This is a genomic window from Fictibacillus sp. B-59209, assembly GCF_036216745.1.
In the GTDB taxonomy this organism is placed as follows: Bacteria; Bacillota; Bacilli; order Bacillales; family Fictibacillaceae; genus Fictibacillus_C; species Fictibacillus_C marinisediminis.
In genome coordinates this window covers 26424-47880 of record NZ_JARMMC010000010.1, presented here as the reverse complement: position 1 = coordinate 47880, position 21457 = coordinate 26424, and the positions used below count along the sequence as shown (strand labels likewise).

At 42.0% G+C, this 21457-nt stretch carries 24 protein-coding genes and 1 pseudogene; 5 read left to right on the top strand and 20 right to left on the bottom strand.

The window, feature by feature from the left end; all coding sequences use genetic code 11:
* Positions 1–159: 159 nt before the first annotated feature.
* From P4361_RS07705 to P4361_RS07670, 8 genes and pseudogenes are all read right to left on the bottom strand, one after another.
* On the bottom strand, positions 160–1554 hold the full coding sequence (locus P4361_RS07705; protein ID WP_053355599.1) for a nucleoside recognition domain-containing protein: 1395 nt from the start codon (positions 1552–1554) through the stop codon (positions 160–162).
* Complete coding sequence (locus P4361_RS07700; protein ID WP_328088877.1) at positions 1539–2246, bottom strand: FeoB small GTPase domain-containing protein; 708 nt, start codon at positions 2244–2246, stop codon at positions 1539–1541. Before P4361_RS07700 ends, P4361_RS07705 begins: the two co-directional genes overlap by 16 nt.
* Complete coding sequence (locus P4361_RS07695) at positions 2239–2490, bottom strand: FeoA family protein (RefSeq protein WP_053355601.1); 252 nt, start codon at positions 2488–2490, stop codon at positions 2239–2241. Before P4361_RS07695 ends, P4361_RS07700 begins: the two co-directional genes overlap by 8 nt.
* A gap of 663 nt (positions 2491–3153) precedes the next feature.
* Complete coding sequence (locus P4361_RS07690; RefSeq protein ID WP_256226707.1) at positions 3154–3729, bottom strand: 5' nucleotidase, NT5C type; 576 nt, start codon at positions 3727–3729, stop codon at positions 3154–3156.
* A gap of 10 nt (positions 3730–3739) precedes the next feature.
* Complete coding sequence (gene ribD / locus P4361_RS07685; RefSeq protein WP_328088874.1) at positions 3740–4840, bottom strand: bifunctional diaminohydroxyphosphoribosylaminopyrimidine deaminase/5-amino-6-(5-phosphoribosylamino)uracil reductase RibD; 1101 nt, start codon at positions 4838–4840, stop codon at positions 3740–3742.
* Complete coding sequence (locus P4361_RS07680; protein ID WP_053355604.1) at positions 4833–5591, bottom strand: GTP cyclohydrolase II; 759 nt, start codon at positions 5589–5591, stop codon at positions 4833–4835. Before P4361_RS07680 ends, ribD begins: the two co-directional genes overlap by 8 nt.
* A 202-nt stretch (positions 5592–5793) precedes the next feature.
* A pseudogene (locus P4361_RS07675) lies at positions 5794–6509 on the bottom strand (sulfite exporter TauE/SafE family protein).
* A gap of 103 nt (positions 6510–6612) precedes the next feature.
* Entirely contained in the window at positions 6613–8052 is a 1440-nt protein-coding gene (locus P4361_RS07670; RefSeq protein WP_328088872.1) for a SpoVR family protein, read from the bottom strand.
* Between the two features lie 124 nt (positions 8053–8176).
* Here P4361_RS07670 and P4361_RS07665 point away from each other — a divergent pair, with 124 nt between their 5' ends.
* On the top strand, positions 8177–8884 hold the full coding sequence (locus P4361_RS07665) for a DUF421 domain-containing protein (RefSeq protein ID WP_053355606.1): 708 nt from the start codon (positions 8177–8179) through the stop codon (positions 8882–8884).
* 261 nt (positions 8885–9145) lie between these two features.
* On the opposite strand, the gene P4361_RS07660 is transcribed toward P4361_RS07665, so the two are convergent.
* Positions 9146–9469 carry a YnfA family protein gene (locus tag P4361_RS07660; protein ID WP_328088871.1) on the bottom strand — a complete coding sequence of 108 codons (324 nt, stop codon included), beginning with the start codon at positions 9467–9469 and terminating at the stop codon, positions 9146–9148.
* Positions 9470–9645: 176 nt separating this feature from the next.
* Between P4361_RS07660 and P4361_RS07655 the strand changes: the two genes are divergently transcribed.
* Positions 9646–9777, top strand: coding sequence for a hypothetical protein (locus tag P4361_RS07655; protein ID WP_328088870.1), 132 nt, complete (start codon positions 9646–9648; stop codon positions 9775–9777).
* 39 nt (positions 9778–9816) lie between these two features.
* On the opposite strand, the gene P4361_RS07650 is transcribed toward P4361_RS07655, so the two are convergent.
* The 7 genes from P4361_RS07650 to P4361_RS07620 form a co-directional block, all read right to left on the bottom strand.
* Positions 9817–10887: a hypothetical protein gene (locus P4361_RS07650; protein WP_328088869.1), complete on the bottom strand. Its 1071-nt coding sequence runs from the start codon at positions 10885–10887 to the stop codon at positions 9817–9819.
* 71 nt (positions 10888–10958) lie between these two features.
* Entirely contained in the window at positions 10959–11222 is a 264-nt protein-coding gene (locus P4361_RS07645) for a hypothetical protein (protein WP_328088868.1), read from the bottom strand.
* Between the two features lie 100 nt (positions 11223–11322).
* Entirely contained in the window at positions 11323–12279 is a 957-nt protein-coding gene (gene corA, locus P4361_RS07640; protein ID WP_328088867.1) for a magnesium/cobalt transporter CorA, read from the bottom strand.
* 30 nt (positions 12280–12309) lie between these two features.
* On the bottom strand, positions 12310–13437 hold the full coding sequence (locus P4361_RS07635; RefSeq protein ID WP_265408482.1) for an MGDG synthase family glycosyltransferase: 1128 nt from the start codon (positions 13435–13437) through the stop codon (positions 12310–12312).
* 24 nt (positions 13438–13461) lie between these two features.
* A complete protein-coding gene (locus P4361_RS07630) occupies positions 13462–14040 on the bottom strand; it encodes a DedA family protein (RefSeq protein ID WP_053355612.1) in 579 nt (192 codons plus the stop codon).
* Between the two features lies 1 nt (position 14041).
* Positions 14042–14761 (bottom strand): polysaccharide deacetylase family protein, encoded by a 720-nt coding sequence (locus tag P4361_RS07625; RefSeq protein WP_328088864.1) that lies wholly within the window; start codon positions 14759–14761, stop codon positions 14042–14044.
* Positions 14758–15309 (bottom strand): Chromate resistance protein ChrB, encoded by a 552-nt coding sequence (locus P4361_RS07620; protein WP_328088863.1) that lies wholly within the window; start codon positions 15307–15309, stop codon positions 14758–14760. Before P4361_RS07620 ends, P4361_RS07625 begins: the two co-directional genes overlap by 4 nt.
* 130 nt (positions 15310–15439) lie before the next feature.
* Between P4361_RS07620 and P4361_RS07615 the strand changes: the two genes are divergently transcribed.
* The gene (locus tag P4361_RS07615; RefSeq protein ID WP_254781561.1) at positions 15440–15832 is read left to right on the top strand and encodes a YkvA family protein; all 393 of its coding nucleotides are present in this window, start codon (positions 15440–15442) and stop codon (positions 15830–15832) included.
* Positions 15833–16115: 283 nt separating this feature from the next.
* Here the strand turns inward: P4361_RS07615 and P4361_RS07610 are convergent, their stop codons facing one another.
* From P4361_RS07610 to P4361_RS07595, 4 genes are all read right to left on the bottom strand, one after another.
* Positions 16116–17483, bottom strand: a complete 1368-nt coding sequence (locus P4361_RS07610) for a TrkH family potassium uptake protein (protein ID WP_425590236.1) — start codon at positions 17481–17483, stop codon at positions 16116–16118.
* A gap of 71 nt (positions 17484–17554) precedes the next feature.
* The gene (locus P4361_RS07605) at positions 17555–18439 is read right to left on the bottom strand and encodes a YitT family protein (RefSeq protein WP_305585545.1); all 885 of its coding nucleotides are present in this window, start codon (positions 18437–18439) and stop codon (positions 17555–17557) included.
* A 129-nt stretch (positions 18440–18568) separates the two neighbouring features.
* Complete coding sequence (locus P4361_RS07600; protein WP_091007014.1) at positions 18569–19834, bottom strand: cation:dicarboxylate symporter family transporter; 1266 nt, start codon at positions 19832–19834, stop codon at positions 18569–18571.
* Positions 19835–20033: 199 nt separating this feature from the next.
* The gene (locus tag P4361_RS07595) at positions 20034–20270 is read right to left on the bottom strand and encodes a DUF2642 domain-containing protein (protein ID WP_062236811.1); all 237 of its coding nucleotides are present in this window, start codon (positions 20268–20270) and stop codon (positions 20034–20036) included.
* 186 nt (positions 20271–20456) lie between these two features.
* Here P4361_RS07595 and P4361_RS07590 point away from each other — a divergent pair, with 186 nt between their 5' ends.
* Both P4361_RS07590 and P4361_RS07585 read left to right on the top strand, forming a co-directional pair.
* Entirely contained in the window at positions 20457–20780 is a 324-nt protein-coding gene (locus tag P4361_RS07590) for a hypothetical protein (protein WP_062236814.1), read from the top strand.
* Positions 20781–20858: 78 nt separating this feature from the next.
* Positions 20859–21452, top strand: coding sequence for a YitT family protein (locus P4361_RS07585; RefSeq protein WP_425590237.1), 594 nt, complete (start codon positions 20859–20861; stop codon positions 21450–21452).
* Positions 21453–21457: the final 5 nt, after the last annotated feature.

Below are 21457 nucleotides of genomic sequence, written 5' to 3'. Positions count from 1 at the left end.
CTACGATATCCCTGTTCATCGTTTATATTTTAATTCACCGTTTTCCATATCATCCAATCACGTTATATAGAAAAAAGCTTCTGATTATACAGAAGCTTTTCATGGTTTATACTTATGCCTGTCTTTAGCCTTTTATGAGGGGTTCAAAGACCTCTATTGCTATCCTATCCATCTAGCCGTTTGAGCAATTGCAAACGTAACGAGAATAGCGATCGCTGTAGGAATAATAAATGACAGGAAGGTCCATTTGGCACTCTTTGTTTCTTTATAAATGTTAACCAGTGTCGTACCGCACGGGAAATGAAGCAGTGAAAACAGCATCATATTCAACGCTGTCAGCCACGTCCACCCATGGCTAACAAAAATCTGTTTTAAATCACCGAGATTATCAACTTCTGTCATGGCTCCTGTAGAGAGATAGCCCATAATCAAAATCGGCAAGACAATCTCATTTGCAGGTAGCCCTACAAGAAATGCCATTAGGATGTAACCATCAAGTCCTAGCATTTGCCCGAACGGATCTAAAAAATTGACAACATGCATTAAAATACTCTGATCCCCAGCATTCACGTTGGCCAGGACCCACGTCAAAATTCCAGCCGGTGCCGCCACTTTCACCGCTCTCATCAATACGGATAAAGAGCGCTGAAGTGAAGAACGGATCACTGTTTCCCAGAACTTAGGCCTACGGTAAGGCGGAAGCTCCAATGTATAGTGAGTTGGAACCCCTTTTAGAGCGGTTTTGGAAAGAACCCAGGAAACCAGAAAGGTCACGAGAATTCCAAAAAGAACGATTCCAACAATGACCGCTGTCGTCACAAGCGACTTTGCGCCGCCTGTATAGCCGGCCGCCATAAACAGCGAGGCCAGGACAATCAGCGTTCCCCATCTTCCATTACACGGAACAAAGTTGTTGGTTAAGATCGCGAGCATCCGCTCTCTTGGCGACTCGATAATCCTTGAAGACAGCATGGCGGCCGCATTACAGCCGAATCCCATCGCCATCGTTAAGGACTGCTTTCCGTGCGCCCCGACTTTTTTAAACACTCGGTCCATGTTAAACGCTACTCTTGGGAGATATCCGTAGTTCTCCAAGAGTGCAAACGTCGGGAAGAAGATCGCCATCGGAGGAAGCATCACGCTGATCACCCAGGTCGTTCCCCGGTACAGTCCTAAAACCAGCAGTCCGTGCAGCCAGTCTGGAGCATTCATGAACTGAAAAAGTGAGGTGATGTAATTCTCCAGCCATCCAAAAAAACTGGCAATCATGTCAGATGGAATATTGGCTCCGGCAATCGTCAGATAGAACACGATACCCAGCATAACGATCATGATGGGAAAACCCCAGATCGGCGACGTGAAGATAGCATCAAGCTTCTCCGTATGCTTATCACGTTTTGTCTTTCCATAGGAAACACTATCTTCACATAACTGCTTGCTCTCCTGATACAGATTTTGTACGATCTTGTCGCGAAGGTTAGGTGACGACATCTCTTTTGCTCTTTGGTACAACTGGTTTAAATCACCTGAATGGCCAGCTAGCTCTGATTGCATACTGTTTCCTCCTTCGCTTTTAATCTTTCATTCAGCTCGTTCAGCAGGGATTCATCTCCGTCCAGCAAACGCAATGCTACCCATCGGGATGAAATACGGTCATCCACAACTTCTTTTACGAAAGGCTCCAAAGAAGCAATCCCGGCTTCAATTTCACCATCATATTTGACTTGTGCAGGTTCACACGTGATCTTTCCGGATACAATCCGATCAATCGTATCAAGCAATAAAGGAAATCCAGCCCTGTTTCTTGCGGATAGTTTAATAACAGGAACCCCGAGGCGCCTCGCCATTAAACGTTCATTGATCTTGATGCCTCTCTTATCTGCCTCATCGATCAGATTAATGCAGATGACCACATTCTTTGTCATCTCCAGGATTTGAAGAGCGAGGTTCAGGTTCCGTTCAAGAGAGGTAGCATCAACGACAACAAGTGTAATGTGAGGTTTTTCAAAAATGATATAATTTCTGGCCACTTCTTCATCAGCTGAATTTGAAAAAATGGAATAAGTGCCCGGCAGATCGATAAACCTGTACTGCTTATCTTTATGCCTGAAGGTACCTTCAGCAAGCGAAACCGTCTTGCCTGCCCAATTGCCGGTATGCTGCTTCAGTCCTGTTAAAGCGTTAAATAAGGTGCTTTTACCAGTGTTCGGATTGCCGGCTAAGGCTACACGAAATGTATCAGTCATGCTGTATCAGCTCCCCCTGTATTCTTGTGCTCTCTTCTTTCCTTAAAGCAATCGTCGTCTGGCTCACCCGAAAAGCAATGGGATCTCCCAGGGGGCTTTTTCTTATAACCTCCACAACGGCACCCGGCACAAAACCAAGATCCAGCAGCCTTCTTCTCATCACACCTTCGATCTCCATGGAGGTGATTCGAATGAAGTCGCCTTTTTTGCCATCAAACAAATTTCCACATTTAGTCCCATCCATTTATTTTTCCTCCACTCTTATTTGTTTCCCAAGCGCAACATTTGCTTATATCATATGTATATACACTGTCTTTGTCAATGTTCCTGAAAAAATAAAAAAAGGGTGTCCCAAAAGACGTATAAAACGACGACTTTTTTAGGACAGCCAAGTAAAAATTCGCAAATAAGTTATTCTTTTTCCCTTTTTGGGCCTGAATGTGTGGGTTTCAGGGAGTTTAATGCGCTTCGGAGTGTGTTTGGTTGGAGTTTATAGGGCAATCGGGCGCCTGGGGTACATAATTTGGCGGCTGAAGCAACTATTCAGGCGCCTTGAGGGAATAATTTGGCGCCTGAACAGAATAATCGGGCGGCATCCATTTTTACCCTCTCATACATGATCAAATATGATCTATCGACTCCCAAAAATAAAGGTTGTCCCATAAGTAAATGGGACAACCTCCCTTTTCACTGCTTCTTATAAAGCTGAATCTGTTGTTTCCACCCTGGCTTTGCGGGCTACACTGCATACCAAACTCTCCTTCAATCCCGTTACTGGCCAGAACATGGAATTTACTGGCCAAACTCTAAAAATACTGTCCAAAACTCAACTTTTACTAGCCAATACTTGATTACGGTAAACTAGCCACACTGCAACATGCCCTTAAATCAAAAAAGAACAGCAGATTTATCTGCTGTTCTTCTCCATTAGAATCTCTTTCAATTCTCCCCAGTCTGTGACGCGTTCGGCTTTGTAATGCCTGTTATACGACTGGTCCTTCACAAAGATCTTCAGTGTATCGCTGGACAGTGTCTCCAGGACTCTTGGTTTATCATCGAAATAATAATCCAAACCTAACTCTTCGATGATTTTTACCTTTTCATGGTCCTTCATCCCGCAGAAAAACTTTTCTTCCTCTACTGGAAAGCCTTGCTGAATCATCCATTCCATTGTACGCTCGCCATGTTCTCCGGGACGGGCAGTAATGTAATAGATTTCATGGCCCTGCTGATGAAGCTCCTGCAGCGTTTCTACTGCCTTTGGATATGGAGGACAGGATGTAAAATATATTTCTTCGAGCGAGCTGTTCCACATCTCTTTGCCCTCCCGATCACTGAGACCGAACGGATGATGAATCTCCACCGTTTTCAATTCCTCAAAAACATCCAGTGCAATCTTTTGATTTAATTTCTTATTGTAAATGGAAAACGCGTAGCCTCTTAAATTAATCAATGTATCATCTATATCAAAACCGAATTTCATGTGACTCTCCTTACTTCCCCTGATACAACGGGTAACCGGTGAATTTAAAATCTTTGCCTGTTTGTTCGACGCTCAAATCCCGCAGTTCAACCGCATCACTCATCTTTTCGATGCCCGTTCCTTCAAGAAAAGTAGGCGCAAGGCTTCCGCCCACCAGTTTGGGTGCCATATAAACCACCATTTTATCAACGAGCTGATGTTGAAGGAAAGACGCAATAACGGCTCCTCCCCCTTCGATCATAAGTGATGAAACGAGCTTTTCTCCGAGCAGGTCAACGACTTCTACAGGGTTCACCTGATCGCCGGGGCTTTTTGTTACAAAAACAGAGACCCCAGCATTTTCAAGCTCTTTTCTTTTCTCTGCACTGGCGCGCTCGGTCGTAAAGATCCACGATTCTGCTTTGCCGTCCTGAACAACCTTTGATTCAAGCGGGATTCTTAACGTTGAATCGAGGATTACCCTGATCGGATTGCGGCCGTTTGGAATCCTTGTTGATAACTCAGGATCATCCTTGATCACCGTATTGACACCGACAAGAATGGCCATGTTTTCGTTACGGATGTGATGAACGTCTGTCCGTGCTTCTTCCGACGTAATCCACTTGCTGTCTGAAGTGTAGGTAGATATTTTGCCATCAAGTGTAACCGCTGATTTAGTCGTTACGAACGGCCTCTTCTGGACGATAAATTTGTTGAATACTTCATTCATGGTTTGCGATTCACGCTCAAGAACACCAGTTATGACCTCTATACCCGCTTCTTTTAAAATGGCGACGCCTCTGCCTGAAACGAGCGGATTGGGGTCGAGACTTGCGATCACTACCTTTTTAAGACCGGCTTTCACAATGGCTTCGGCACATGGGCCTGTCCTTCCGTGATGAGAGCAAGGTTCAAGGGTAACATAAATCGTTCCTCCTATTGTCTTCTCACCCGCCATACGGATCGCATGAATTTCAGCGTGTGGTTCACCAGGCTTTAAGTGTGACCCAATTCCAACGATTCGATTATCATTAACAATGACAGCTCCGACCATGGGATTGGGATCCGTTTGGCCCTTCATCGCTCGTGCGTTATCAAGTGCCAGTCTCATATAAAATTCATGATTAGCCATTTGGGCAGCCTTCTTCCTCTTTTAAGTGTCCGGAGCGGGCTATCTTTGTATTCAGGTAAGTCTCATTAAACTCTGAAACATCTCCCCATAATGGTGTCCGACCTGACAGATGCATGCCTGAGTTTTTTAAAGCCTCCAGCTTTTTAGGGTTATTTGTAATTAATGTGACGGGTTTTTTACGCAGCGCTTTTAATACATGTATAGCGTCCTCATAGTTCCTTGAATCATCGACGAATCCTAAGTTCAGGTTGGCTTCTACTGTATCGTAGCCGTTTTCCTGAAGAACGTAAGCCATCGCTTTTGAGAATAAACCGATGCCCCTTCCTTCGTGATTGGCAAGGTAAAAGAGAGCGCCAGTTCCATGTTCCTTAATCATCTGCATGGATTGCTTTAATTGAAATCCGCAGTCGCATCGTTTGCTTCCGAAAATATCTCCTGTATGGCAGATGGAATGCATGCGAATTAAGGCATCTTCATTGTATTCAAAGTCTCCGTACACCAATACGCTTGACTGCTGGTATTCGGCCAGGTTGTCAGAAGACAATTTTTCAATAATTTTTTCGTAATCATCCGTAATTTCATCTCTTTGAAGCCAGCAATACCATTGAAAGACGACTGTTTCCCCGTAGAGGTTCACAGGCAGTCGAATCGGTCCGACCAAATAGATGCCGCCCCCTTCAGGTGTTTTGATCAGCTGAATTTTATCTTCAAGTATGGAAAGAACTTTAGATTCAAGTTTCGATTGTTCCATTATGTTTAATCCCCTTATATATGAAACAGATGTTTGCTTTAAATTTTATCATTCTGTTTTCTTATTTTGCAAAGCTGACTGACTGACTATCCCAATAAAAGAATGTTCTTATGTATTATATACTACCAACACATAAAAAGTAAGTAGGTATTAAAAAGTAGTGAACAAAAAAACCGCCCTTTTAATAAAAGACGGTTTTCTATCATGTCATTAAAAGATCGATCCATATTTTTAATGCTGTTGCGATGATCAGCACTGCAAGAATATACTGCAGGACTTTTGAATTCATTTTCTTTCCTGCCTTAACTCCAAGCGGAGCAGCAATTAAACTAACGATCAGCATGACGACAGCCGGATGGTACAGAATCTGCCCGGTCGCCATTTTTCCGATGACTGATCCGATGGATGATAGAAATGTAATTCCCAGGCTTGTTGCAATTGTCATCCGGATCGGAATCTTTAAAACCACCAGCATAATGGGGACAAGGATAAATGCTCCTGCACCTACAATACCTGCAAATACCCCGGTAACAAAAGCTAATATTCCTGCAAGTTTTTTGTTGAAAAGTACTTCTGCTCCTGAGGCCTTCTCTTTTTCTTTTTTCGGGAGCATCATCATGATGGCTGCTGTAACGGCCATCAATCCATAAATGATATTAATGCCGTTCTCAGGCAAAAGGTGAGAACCATATCCCCCAATAAAACTGCCTGCAAGGGAACTCGTTCCCATGATCATTAACAGCTTTACATAATATATCCACCCTTTCGATAGGCTAGAATCCCAGCAAGTGTTGAAAAGAACACTTGTACAGCGACAATGCCTGAAACATGATGTGCCGTAAATCCGGCAAACCCCAACAAGGAAGGAATGTACAATAGGATGGGATAATTTATAATCGCTCCGCCTATGCCCAGCATACCTGAAATAAAAGAGCCGATGAATCTCTATTTTTTAATTACATAACTTAAAAAACTTATACCATCCAAAAATGGACTGCCATCTCCCTGGCAGCCCATTTTTTTATAGATATTTCCGATGCACACTCTTCCCGTCATAAGTAAACAAAACAGGCTTCTCTTCAATTTTCGTCTCGATATGCACGGGTCTGCCCCACAGCTGGTTCACATAAGGCAGTACTTTCTCCAAATATTTCACATCCAGCTCGATTCCTTCGAACCAGTGCTTCAAGTACAGCTCGCCATTTTTCAGGTAATCCCCATCGTTTACCGTAATATAAGGAAAGCCGCCGTTAACGCGCATGCCGACTAGCTGGTCGCGCACGCCTTCCCAATCTTTATCCACGACCTTGTAGTCCCTCCCCTGCTTTTGGAAAAGGTACATGTCTTCACGCTGACAAAGATCCTTCGTCAAGTAGTTGCGGATGAAGGACATATCGGATTCCAGTTCACGGACTTCAAACATCTTCTCACGGCCAGATCCTGGTTTTACTCCCTGCTTGAGCAATTCTTCATCCGGATCATTATACCGTTCTTCGATGTCCTTAAAAATCTGCAGCCCCATATAGTAAGGGTTGATGGAGGTTCTTGACGGCTGAACAACCCCCGCGTTCAATTTGGCAAACTCAATGGTCTCATGAGTGGTCAGATCCATCTCCTGGAGGATTTTAGCGTGCCAGTAGCTGGCCCAGCCTTCGTTCATGATTTTCGTCTCCAGCTGCGGCCAGAAATAAAGCATTTCTTCTCTCATCATGGAAAGAATATCACGCTGCCAGTCTTCAAGCTCTCTGCTGTATTCTTCAATAAACAGCAGGATATCTTTTTCTGGCTGAGGAGGAAAAAGCTTCTTTTTTACATTGGATGTCTTTTCATGATTGGTTTTCGGTTTATCAATGTTCCAGAGATCATCGTAAGGCGTTTCTCTTTTTACAATTTCCTCTTCTTCTACATCTTCAAGGTCATAATTCAGCCGATTTCGCATAATGGACGGATCAATGTGTTCTTGTATGGCGAGTACAGCATCCAGGAATTCCTCGACCTCCCGTTTTCCATGAACCAGTTCATAGTGAGAGACTCTTTCTGCTGTGGCCGTCATGCTTTCTACCATATCCCTTCTCGTGTTGGAGAAGCGGACATTGTTTTTAAAGAAATCACAATGAGCAAGAACATGGGCGATAATCAGCTTGTTCTGGATCAAAGAGTTCGTATCCAGTAAGAACGCATAGCATGGGTCAGAGTTGATCACGAGCTCATAGATTTTGCTTAATCCCAAATCATATTGCAGCTTCATTTTGTGGAATTGTTTCCCGAAACTCCAATGAGAGAACCTTGTCGGCATACCATACGCGCCGAATGTATAAATAATATCCGCAGGGCAGATTTCATAGCGCATTGGATAGAAATCAAGGCCAAAACCAGAAGCAATTTCAGTAATTTCCGAAATTGCCATTCCAAGTTCTTTATTTTGCTGATCCCAGGTCAAGATTGTTCCCTCCTCTATCATCTCTTTCTTCAATTTATGATGGAAAAATTGATTTCATGAGGAAAGGACAAAAACTTATGTGGCCAAGTATGAATATTTGTCTTTTCTGTCCATAATATTTGTACGCTTAAAAGAGGAGACACTTATGGAATTTTTTTATCGAGCATTCATGATATTTCTGTTTGGCTATTTGTTTTTAAGATTTACGGGAAAAAAGGCTGTATCTCAAATGCACAGTTTTGATATGCTTTTTATCTTGATTATTGGCAATGTGATCAGTCAGCCGCTTCAAAAGGACAGTGTTTGGAAAGCTCTTTTGTATACGTTTATGATTGTGGTGTTTTATAAAATTTTCATGTGGATTTCTATGAATAATAAATTACGGTGGATTCTTTATGAGAGCCCGACTGTCCTAATCCGCAACGGGGACATTGACCGGAAAGGCCTGAGAAAAGTACGTCTCCCGGTTGATGAACTTCTTGCACAATTAAGAGTACTGGGCTACACGGATACCCGGAATATTGCACTGGCCGCGATGGAAGACAACGGCCAGATCAGCGTCATCCCAAAAGCCAATTACAGGCCTGTACAGCCCGGGGATTTAAAAGTAAAAGTGAAAAAGGAATTTATCCCTATTCCTGTCATCATGGATGGCCAGATCATCGACCATAATCTAAAATACCTTAAACTGGAGAGAGACTGGCTGTTAAAGAGAGTAAAGCAAAAAGGAGCGGAAATACAAGATATTATTTTAGCGACCATTACAGATTCAGGAACGCTTCATATCGATACAAACAATCCGCACAACGAGGATAAAGGTCCCTATTCCTACAAACCCGGAGAGGATAATTAAAAAAGGGGCTGTCCAAGAAGTCTGTAAGCTGTTGATTTCCGTTCCAGGGTGCTCGCTTTCCGCGGGGCATGCGGTGAGCCTCTTGGCGCTAGCGCCTGCGGGAGTCTCACCNNTCGCACGAAGAAAATGTGAAGTTCATTTTCGAGGAGTCTCGCACCTTCCACTTCAATCAACTTTTCATTGAAGATTTTCAAGCCAAAAAGGAGCTGCTGAAGGTCAATTTTCGACTTTCAGGACAGCCCCTTTTTTATGTAAACGAAATTAACTTCTTGGTGCCCAAAGAATAATCGAGACTCCAGCGATGCAAACCAGTGCTCCGATCCAATCGTAGATGTCTGGCACTTTCCTATCCACAAGCCATCCCCAGAGAACAGATAAAACGATAAACACACCGCCATAGGCAGCATACACTCTTCCAAAACTCGGGAAATTCTGAAGCGTAGGAATAATGCCATATAGTACAAGAATTAGACTCCCGGCAATCGCATATCCAATCGGCTTGTTCTCTTTGATTGTAAGCCAGACCAGGTATCCGCCCCCGATTTCAGCCAGTCCCGCGAGTATAAACAAAATTGCAGCCTTCATGCTTGTCTCCTTCCATATCACTCGTTTCTCAATTATCCATGAATCAACCGTTCAGCACCAGCATGACATAAAGTCTACCCTCATTTCGAATATAGTAATGGATTTTAATAGAATGAATGTTTAAAAAGCAAATTAGCGTGGGATATTACATTATGACTAAAGGAGGTTTCACTCAAATGTCCTTTTTATGCAGTGTACTTGGAGTTTTGGGAATGGCCTTATGCAATGAGATTAAGCATTCCTATATAAAAAAAGCAAAAGCGAAACCGGCAAAACGCCGGCTTCAGACAAAAAAAACAATCGTATAAAACAAGCAGCCCACCCTGTCATTCAGGGTGGGCTTTCACCTATCTACTTTCATGTTGATTCTCTACTAGTCCTCTCAGGACTTCAAAGAAAATCTGGCCGTCATCCACACTCAGATGGACAGTATCCACTTGTTTTGTGAACCCGAATGCCATTCTAACGGTCTCAGGCTTGATCAGCTTAATCTCAAAAGCCGGCTTTTCCTTGGAGAACTCCTGCAATACAGCATCAAATGTCCGCTTTTCCTCAACTTTGGTTAATGGTTCAGGTCCAGTGTACCGCTCTATACTTCGAATGTTAGAAACAGCTATTGTTAATGATTTTGTAAGGCCAGGCTGTAAGACCAATTCCTTTTCGTTAAGAACAAAAGGACAGGACCTGATCGCCTGGATATCTCCAAGAAAAAAAAGGATCGTATACACATTGAGAAGCAAAAAGGCCCAGGCTGCCAGTCCACTCCATTGCATAAGCAAATAATGAAAACCAATGGACTCAATCAACAAAGCATGAATAAGCATAAAACGAAAAGCGATTGCGGCTGTTTTTTTATGATAAGTAAAGATTTGGCCGCGTAATCGCCTTTCTTTCTTCTTCCATGAGAAAAAAGCATAATAAAGGACCGTCATCTCAGTGAGGATACACTCCATCGCCCTCGTCATGGTCATACGTAGAGATAAAGTCTGCCTCATTCTGTTATTAAAATAAGCTGAGATTGGTTCTCCCCCACGTACCGCTGATATAGCTTTCATCAGTGTGATTGCCGTATAAAAAAGGATGGAGAGCTCATAAATGATTAAAATACCTTCAATACTGAATAACAAAAAAGGGAAGCCATTCGTTTGAGGAAGTTTTTGGGCTGGAACAATCATTTTTGCCAGCCAGCAGGCGGCGATCACAACAAGGGGGACATATTTTAGAGAGTATCGTTTACGGATAATGAACACGTAAGAAAGCAAAGGAATCACGATCAGAAAATCAAAGAGAGTGGCAAGCCCGATGTTTTTTGGCAAAGGAGCCATAAACTCAAGCCGATATAAAGAAAAATGGCAGAGGATAATGAGGATGCTTAACGAGAAAAACAAAAAAGGGTTTTTGTTTTTAGAGAGAATCATTTATATCACCTCTTCTATTTCCATTATATAACATAAAAAAGAAGAGGAGCTGGATTGTCACGATATTGCCATCATTTATTTGTATGCTTTTGTGCAGTGCGAAGCCCATTTTTAGAGCCTATCGCATAACCCAGCGTACCAAATATGAGAATGGCAGTACACACAAAAGGCACAGCCCACTGAAAACCTCGAAGATACAGGTTCAGTTGAAAGATGTGCTTTCCGTACTGAGACCCGATCGTAAAGTAAACGACTACCCAAAGAAAACCCGCAGGATAGGTAAGAGCGGCAAACCGGTAAAAAGAAAGCCGGTTACTGCCTACCACAAACGGCATAAGCAGCCTTAACCCCGGCACGAAAAAACTGAAGATGAGAATTTTATCTCCCCACCGATGGAGCATTTACCAATGCATAACTTAGTGTCAATCGATTGATCTATTCCTGATCAAACCATCCCTTTTTTCTAAACCAAAAATACATGCTTAAGCCTAAAGCAGTCATGCATCCAAGGATGATAAAGTACCCATTATGCCAGTTAAGCTCGGGCATATACCGAAAGTTCATGCCGTAAATTCCCGCAATAAACGTCAACGGCATGAAAATGGTTGTGATGACTGTCAGTGTTTTCATAATGTTATTCATTTTATAGGAATTAAGTGATATATAATTATCACGAATATCCGAGGTCATTTCCCGATTGGAATCAATCATCTCGCTTAATTTTATGAGGTGGTCATAAATATCATGAAAGTAGGCCTTTTTATGCTCAGAGATCATAAACCGTTTAGATTCCAAGATGCGGTACATGAGATCGCGCATAGGAAAAATAGATCTCCGCACTTTCAGCAAATCACCTCGTACATCAAATGTCTGCTGGATTAAAGAGTGTTTGTTCCCTCTCTCATAGTTGTTCTCAATATCAAGCAGATGATCCTCGATATTTTGAACGATTGGAAAGTACGTATCAACGATCTTATCCATAATTTTATGTCCAACTTCAATCGGGCCGATGGCAGAATAATCACAAACCGACTGAAAATAGTTCCAGGTGGAATCCAGCTCTTTCAATTCATCGAAATGAAAAGAAACGATAAAATTTTCTCCAATAAAAAGGTCCACTTCTTTTGCTGAAAGAGAATGGGAATCCAAAGCATGCATAACAAAAAAACTATAGCCTTGATAATACTCCAGTTTAGGGCGCTGAAGGAACTGGAGACAGTCCTCGATCGCCAGGGGATGGAAGTGAAAAAGAGTACTGAGAAGCTTGATTTCCTCTTCACTAGGATGAGTGAAATCTACCCAGTACCATGCAATTTGATCATCTGATAATGATTCAACGGACGGTTGCAGCAAAACTTCGTGATTTTTTGTGACAGACATAATTCTAAGCATTTCGGTTTTTCCCCCGGTTACTTCAGTCTATTAAACGGGCTGCATCTGCAGCATCGTGTTCTCATTAAGCAAATTTAAAACCACTTCATATGCGCTTTTTTCTTTATGGTTCTCAAAATAGCTCATTTTGCGCAGGATGCCCTTTACTTCAGGCTCATTTTCTAATACAGAAGCGATCTGTTCTTCGAATGGTTTTTCCTCGTTGAGCTGAATGATTAAGTTTTCACTGATCAGCTTTTTCAGGTTGATCTGTTCCTGGCCCGGCAATGCGGAATGAACAAAAATAGGCAGTCGTTTCTTCAAAGCCTCACTGATGGTAATACCGCCCGGCTTTGTCACAATGGCATCAACCTGTTCGTACAGATGGTTCATCTCTGTCCGGGTGGAAATATACCCCTTCGGCCTGATGTTAGGATGATTCCACGAAGACAGTTCTTTATATAGTCTCTGATTTTTTCCGCAGAGAACTGTATACCGGTAATTGGAGTCCTCCTTTATCTGTTTAAGAAATCCTTTGATCTTGCCAAGCCCGATGCTACCGCCTGAAATCAGGATGTGCTTCTTCAGTACCGGACGCCAAGAGAAATAAGCTCTAATATCTTCATTAACAGGTATTCCCGTAATAATGATCTGATCCCTTTCAATCTGGTGTCTGGCGACAAGTTCTTTTTTCATTGAAGAATCGCTGACCAAATGATAATCGATCCCTTTTTTTCCCCAGATGTCATTAATAAAGAAATCAGTATACACGTTAACGACCGGAACCTGGATCAGTCCCCTTTTCTTCAGGCGGTTAATAATTGCTGAAGGGAAACAGTGTGTGCATACGATCACGTTCGGTTTCTCTTCCCGAAGCATGCGCAGCATCTTGTGTTCAAAAAGGAGCAATTGATGGGGCATAGCACCCCTTTTCTTAGCCGGAGTGTACATCACGTGATGATAGATCCAATCATACGTTTTAGGCATGGTATGAATCCATTTTAAATAGGTCGTTGAAATCACTTTCTCTAGCGGTTTATTCCAGTAGCTCAAAAAGTCAATTTTCTTGCAGATAATATGCTCATCGCTGCTCTGCTGTATGGATGACATTAAAGCATCAGCAACTTGATGGTGACCAGAAGGCATTTGGAACAAAGGCAAAAATAATATTTTTTTCATAAAAAACCCTCCCCTACAAACCTTCTAAATCCTGTTTGCAAATTTCTTTCTAAATACTGTTATCAAAAATAAGAGCAAAGCCGCTGCAGCAATCCATGGCAGGTACTTCAATTTAATCTGATCACCAAAAAAATAGCCAATGCTGACAAAGGTAGTTGTCCATAATGCACTCCCAATGAGCGAAAGCAGGACGTAACGATAAAAGGAGTATCGGCTGATTCCCGCAATATAAGGAGCAAGCTGGCGTAGTCCAGGCAGATAGAAACCAAATAAAACAGTCGTCTGCGCATGCCGATGAAACCGTCCCTCAACCACTTTCCATCGATCCGGTGTTATTTTTATATATTTTCCGTATCGTTCAATAAAAGGCAGACCGAGCTTTCTGCCGATCCAGTAGGAAACGAGCATCCCTGCAAACGTACCGAAAAAAGCATAAAGAAGACTGGTCCCAAATGCAAAATGGCCTTTTGCGACGAGCACTCCAATCAGAAACATAAACGATTCTTCAGGGGCAGGAATACCTACGATTCCACAAAACAAAACGATAAGAATAATCCAATGCCCATAACTTTGCAAATAAGATATGACGCTGTCTAGACTCATATTAACCTCGTTCATTGTTTTTCTTAAGTTCTTTAAGTGACACAAACCGGTACCCTTTTTGCTGCGCAAACTCTAGAAATTCACGCAGAGCTTCAAGCATAACCGCCGGTGCCTCATCATCCGCTCCCGGATTGTCTCCGCTATCATGAAGCAGATAGATCCGTCCCCCACCAAGATCTTTTTTCAGCCGTTCTGCCAATTTTTCTTTTCCCTGTGATGCCTTCCAGTCTTCATTAATCGATGACCACATAATGGTCTTGTACGCCCTTGAAGCAGAGAGTGAAAAAAGATTAAAACGGCCCCAGGGCGGGCGATAATACATCGGGGCATTCCCTGTAATTTTTTTTATCGATTGAGCACAGCCTGATATTTCTTCATGCAGGCGATGCGGAAGTAAAAACCAGCTGTTTGAATGAGTCTGGTGGTGAATTCCAACAGCATGTCCTTCTTTACTCATCCGCTCTACCAGATGAGGATACCTTTGTGCCCGTTCTCCTACGACAAAAAAAGCAGCTGATGCATGGTATGACCGCAGAAGATCAAGCAGCTTCTCAGTGTAGACGGGGTGCGGGCCATCATCAAAAGTCAGTGCAATCCTGAAATCCTTATCTCCGGACTTCATAATACGTAACGAGAAGGTCCTGATCAAAACAGTTGGCAAGATGCCATAACACAGGAAAAGCAGCAATAAGAGAGAAACAATTAATACGATCATCATCATTCCCCGTGATAAGCTCCCTCAAGCTCATAGACTGCTTCTGAAAAAGAATACAGCTTTTCTTCACATCTCTTCAGGCATTCTTTAGAATGGAAGGAAAGCTCATGTTTGAAATAATCTCTCTTCATGATCTTTCTGTGCCACCTTTTCAAGCGTATGAGTTCCATTTCATTTTCTTCGATGTCGCCAAATTGATCCTGGCCTGTTTTGATTTCGTCTTTGATACTTTGCAAGAAGCGGCTGCAGCTTTCAAGCAGTTCCTCATACTCCATAGCTCTCTGCGCATTAAACAATTGTATGAGTTCTTGCTGTGAGTAATGAGAGAACTTTACGATCTCAACCATAAAAGACTCTCCGCGGTGCTCACCAATCAACGTTCTTAATTTAGCCAGCTTATTTTCAATATCGGGTGTTTTGGGCACCAGACATACTGATTGCTGGATATACAGCACACCAAGTGCTTTTAAATTCCGCCAGATCCTTACTCTCAGAGTAGAAGGCTCTGCAGGAACTTTATATGAAAACAAATACCATGTCCTGTTTTCTTCCATAGGGTTCACACCTTATATTATTTAGATATCATGTTGCCATAATAACATAAATAACAATTGTTGCAACAAAAATCGCAACAGTTGTTTCATTTATGGGGAGCTTTTGATATTCCCATCTTTCAAAAAGAAGGTGAAAGAATTGAAATCATTCATTATTAAATGGAAACAAATAGCCAAATCATTCAAACAGAATATCGCTGTATTGTATTTTGCCTATCGGAATCCAAAGACTCCTTTGCCGGCACGCATAGTGCTGCTTATTGTCATTGCTTATGCTTTCAGTCCCATAGATCTAATCCCTGACTTTATTCCTGTAGTCGGTTACCTGGATGATTTAATTCTTCTTCCAATTGGAATATGGTTTGCAATCCGGCTGCTTCCAGCTGAGGTCCTTATGGATAGCCGAGAAAAAGCAGCCAACCATAATAATACCGGCAAACCTTCCTATTGGATTTCCGGAGTGTTAGTCATCATAATTTGGATTGCTCTGGCATGTTGGCTCTTCTACAAAGTTATTCATTAACTTAAAAAATAGGCTGTTTTCGTAACCTTTGTTGCTCTTAGGAGTAGTTGATTTCCGTTTCAGGAGGCTCGCTTTCCGCGGGGCGTGCGGTGAGCCTCCTCGGCGCATGGCGCCTGTGGGTCTCACCTGTCCCGCTGCTCCCGCAGGAGTCTCGCACCTCCCACTCCAATCAACTTATCAATGAAAGTTCTTTACTTGTTCCTAAAGCAACAATCTTTTAGAAAAGAGCCAAAAAATAAAAAGAGGAGGACTATTATTAGTCTTCCTCTTTTCAATATGATTTTTACTGACCGATGATTATTTTTTCTTTTGGGTAATGAAAATGCTCCACAACCGTCTTTCCGCGGATAATGAATAGGAAGGAAAGAACGCCGATCCTTCCGATAAACATGAGCACCATAAGGATTATCTTTCCTCCCGTACTCAAGTCAGGTGTAATTCCTAAACTTAGACCTGTCGTCCCAAATGCCGAACATACTTCAAACACAATTTTTTCGATAGGCAGCGGGTCGGTTACTGCCAAAAACAGTGAGGCCGCACTGCAAATCAGAAATGCCACAATCAAAACGATAAAAGACTTCTGAACGTCTTCAGTCATCACTTCTCGGCCAAAAACTTTTATTGAATTCCGGCCTTTTGCATAGAACCATATCGCAAGAAAAGCTACGGCAACGGTAGTTGTCCTGACCCCGCCCCCTACACTGCTTGGTGAAGCGCCGATAAACATCATTGCGCTCAGAAATAGATTCGTGGGTGTTGAAAAATGATTCATATCCATTGTCGAGAGCCCGCCGCTCCTCGTTGTCACCGACTGGAACAGAGAATAGAATAACGTTTCATGCCATGTCTTATCGGCAAGAAAATGTCCTGCTTCAAACACATAGATTCCCACCGTCCCCATTACGACAAGGATAAAAAAAGTGACCGTCGTAATTTTAGTAAACAGCGTAAAGTTATATCGTTCCTTGTATTTCCTTTCGGCTATAAAATTCTTTACTTCGATCAGCACTGGAAAGCCTATAGCGCCAGCTGTAATTAAAATCATGGTCAACAGCTGAATGAAATAATCATCCTTAAATGGAATTAAGGACTGGCCCGTAAGATCAAAGCCCGCATTGGTCGTTGCGGTAACTGATGAAAAGAAACCATGGTATAACGCTTCTTTCCAGGACGGATAGTACTTTAAAAACAGAACAGTAAAAAGAACCATACCAATGAACTCAATAATCATAATTAAGCCAAGGATTTGTCTCATGAGGTTTACAAGTCCGGACAGTGTGGACTGGTTTTGATCGGTCATGATTAATTGCCGCTCTCTCATCCCGATTTTCTTTCCAAGCAATATCCACACCGCTGTTCCCATCGTCATCACACCGACACCGCCGATTTGGACGATCATCGCCAAGGCAATGACACCGCCAGAGTTGAAGGTCTCATGTATGGTTACAACCGAAAGGCCGGTGACACTCACCGCACTGACTGCCGTAAACAGAGCATCAACAAACGTCACCGAGACGCCAGGATTGTGAAATGCCGGCAAACTTAATACACCTGTCGCAATGATGACAGAAATAAGATAAAAAAGAACGATGATCTGAACTGAGGTTAAAAAGAATCCTCTTTTGGTTTTATCCTGTTTTACTCCAAGCACTATTTTCACAACCCTGTCTAATCATATATCTTGTTTAAATGATACCCTATTCCAAACCTTGGACAACAGTATCAGTGAATATTTTTCTTTTTAAATCTGCCGCCCTTTACATCATGAATATTTCCCACCGCTAAAAAGGCCGTCGGATCAATATCATTGACGATATTTTTCAGTTTCGCTTCTTCCAGCCTGGTGATTACGGTAAAAATAACTTTTTTATCGTCTCTGGAGTATGCACCTTCCCCATTCAGATAAGTTACACCACGGCCAAGTCTGGCAAGAAGGGCTTCGCCTATCCTCATATGTTCATCACTGATGATCCATACAGATTTAGACTGATCAAATCCATCAATGGTAACATCTATGACCTTAAAAGCGATATAGTAGGCGATCAAGGAATACATAGCGCGGTCCCATCCAAATACAAACCCTGCGCTTGCAAGAATGAAGATGTTAAAGAACATCACCACTTCACCAACAGAAAAAGGTGTTTTAGTATTGAATAAAATGGCTAAAATTTCTGTTCCATCAAGAGATCCTCCATAACGGATGACCATACCGACGCCCACCCCTAAAATAACACCGCCGAATACTGCGGCCAATAAAGGATCATCGGTTAAAACGGGTACAGGATGAAGAAAGGATGTTCCAATAGACATGATAATGACACCGAATAATGTAGAAATGGCGAAGGTTTTTCCGATTTGCTTGTAACCGAGGAAAAAGAATGGAATGTTTAACACGACAAGAAACAAGCCAAGATTCAGCTTTGTTAAATGAGACAAAATAATGGAGATACCGACGATTCCCCCATCAATGATCTGATTGGGAACGAGGAAAATTTCAAGGCCTGTAGCTACGAGCAATGCCCCCAGGGCTATAAAAATTACCCTTTTAAAAAGATTGGTCTTTGTAATTTTCTTATGAGCCGTTTGTTGTTGTTGTAGTGATTCCAACAGCACTCCCCCTCTAGTAATAAGTTTCACTTATGGTATATTTTAATTATAGCAGTTTTTTATTGATACTTTAAGCAATAAGCCTTATTAAATGAAAAAAGAAGCTCCTGCTTTTGCAGGAGCTTCTTTTTATGATGCTTGTTTAACTTCATTGATATACGCTTCAGCTTTTTGATTATCAAATTGGCCTTCCCACTTGGACATGATGATCGCAGCGAGAGAGTTACCAACTACGTTAACAGCGGTTCTTGCCATATCAAGGATACGGTCGATACCAGCAATAAACGCTAAACCTTCTACCGGGATGCCAACTGTTCCCAATGTAGCAAGGAGGACGACGAACGATACTCCAGGAACACCTGCGATTCCTTTAGATGTTACCATCAGCACGAGAAGCAGTGTGATCTGAGAGGAGATCGGCATGTCAATCCCGTACATTTGAGCGATAAACAATGCCGCGATAGCCTGATAAAGAGTTGAACCATCTAAGTTAAAGGAATACCCTGTTGGGATAACAAAGCTCGCGATGGCTTTCGGGCAGCCCATCTTCTCCATCTTCTCCATTAATTTCGGAAGAACCGTTTCTGAGCTGGATGTTGAATACGCAAGGATCAGTTCATCTTTTAATATTCTGAAAATATTAAATATATTAACACCCGCAATTTTTGCAACGAGCCCGAGTACCACTATAACAAAGAACGCCATAGTCAAGTACACAAGAATAACAAGCTTGCTTAATGGGATCAAGGATGTAACACCAAACTTGGATACCGTAACACCAATCAGTGCAAAAACCCCGAATGGAGCAAACTTCATGATCTGGTTGGTCACGTAAAACATCGCTTCTGCTGTACCTTGGAAAAACCTCAGAACCGGCTGACCTTTTTCACCAATTGCTGCCACACCAAGTCCGAACATTACCGAGAAGAAAATAATAGCAAGCATATCACCGTGCACGAGAGATTCAAACAAGTTTTGAGGAACGATATTAACGAATGTCTCCGCAAATCCATGTTCACCAGCGGTTTTAGCTGTTTCTACATAACTCCCGATATCTGTTTTGCTCAAATGTTTCATATCTACGCCTGCACCAGGCTTAAAGATATTTGCTACCAACAACCCAACAGCGATGGCAATCGTTGTAATGATCTCAAAATAAAGAATAGTTTTTCCGCCGAGTTTACCCAGCTTTTTCATATCACCTACACCGGCAACGCCGACAATTAGGCTGGAAACTACAATCGGAATGACAATCATCTTAATGAGCCTGATGAAGATATCTCCAATTGGCTGCAAATACTTTTCAATTCCAGGATTGCCGTAAAAAATAGCTCCGACCGCGATACCCAGAATCAAACCGATAAGAATCTGCCATGCTAGTCCAATTCTTTTCATAATGTATATCACCTCTTGTTGTTTGTAATCGTTAACACAATAATCTAATTGTATATTCTTTATAAAATGTTTGTCAAAGTTAATAATTGCTAACTAGATATATTTCTTTGATAAACTAAGCAACAACGCGGTTTTAAACGTCAGAAAAAAATAAAAAACATCCCTGAAAAAGGGATGTTTTTTAACTGTCGAAACCCAGTTAGATCGGGAAAATCGCTACAATCTCGCATATACGGATAACAACGCGGAATGTACAATTGTTTCTTCTTACACGCAGTACGATGACATCCCGGCCAACTGCAACCAATCTTCCGCGGAATGTCTGGTTTACGGTATCTACTTGTACACGTTCGTTAATTAGCGCAATTGCTTCTCTTCTAAACGTATCTCCCCGGCGGCGGCCAAAGCCGTCTCCGCCATCAAAACCAAAACCCATGACTTACTCTCCTTTCATCACCGATTTTATTACCAACCGATGGTACTAATAGTAGATGCAGGAGAAGGTACTTTGGTGTGGACAAACATCACGGGCAACCGCTGATATTTATCGATTAAACAGTTGTTTAAATTTTTCTTGCTGCGGGAAAAATGAATAGATAAACCTGTAGAAGGGATGAGTTCAATGAGACAAGCTGAGTCATTCGATGACATACTTGAATTCTCCAAAACGCATACGTCACAAGGTACAATGTATCTCAGCCAAAAGGAAACATCACCAGGAGGAATTTTGTTCAGTGATGAAGATTCAGGGAAACAGCCATTGGAACTTGAGATCAAACTTCTTTTAATTACGAAAGATGACTCTATTTATTTTTTTAAACGATATATGGAAGAAGAAGAAGAGGAATTTGAACAAACGATGAATCAATTGGAAGAACTTAAAAATCAATTTAGTATAAATATGGTAAACTCCAGTGAGTTTGATTCCATTTTATCCAAAAAATAATACTTAGGCAGTTTTTGTGCAGTAATTGATCCCTGTCCCGCTTCATAAAGTAGTAAAAAGAGGGACAGGAGGCAAATGATGCTTGCAAAGATGACAGCCGTTTTCATCGGCAGTTTTTTAATGGGAATCGGTATTAATGTGTTTATCCTGCCCTTTCATTTATTAGATGGCGGCATGATTGGTATCGGCCTGCTGTTGAAGTATGTGTGGGGGTTTAAGGTAGGAATGACCATTATTCTTCTGAGCATACCGATTTATTTTCTGGTCTGGAAATTTGACCGCAGCTCTTTTATCAACAGTATTCACGGAATGCTCATTTCTTCTTTTGTTATTGATTTGCTCCTGCCTCTCAAGGGATTTATACATCTTCCAGTTATGGAAAGCGCCATCACCGGCGGCTTACTGATTGGCACGGGTATCGGCATTATGCTCAGATACGAAACAAGTACAGGCGGGACGGATCTTCTCGCACTTTTTATTTCTAAACGTTCTTCTCTCAACGTAGGAATCATCATCTTCATTATTGATGCAGCCGTTATTTTGTCAGGGTTGTATTTTATGGGCGAGGGCATGTTTTTCTACTCTCTCATCACCATCTTATCTGTGGCATTTGCTACAAGTACACTTACACTTATCCATTCCATTTCTATATTTTTAAATCCTAAACCATAAAAAGT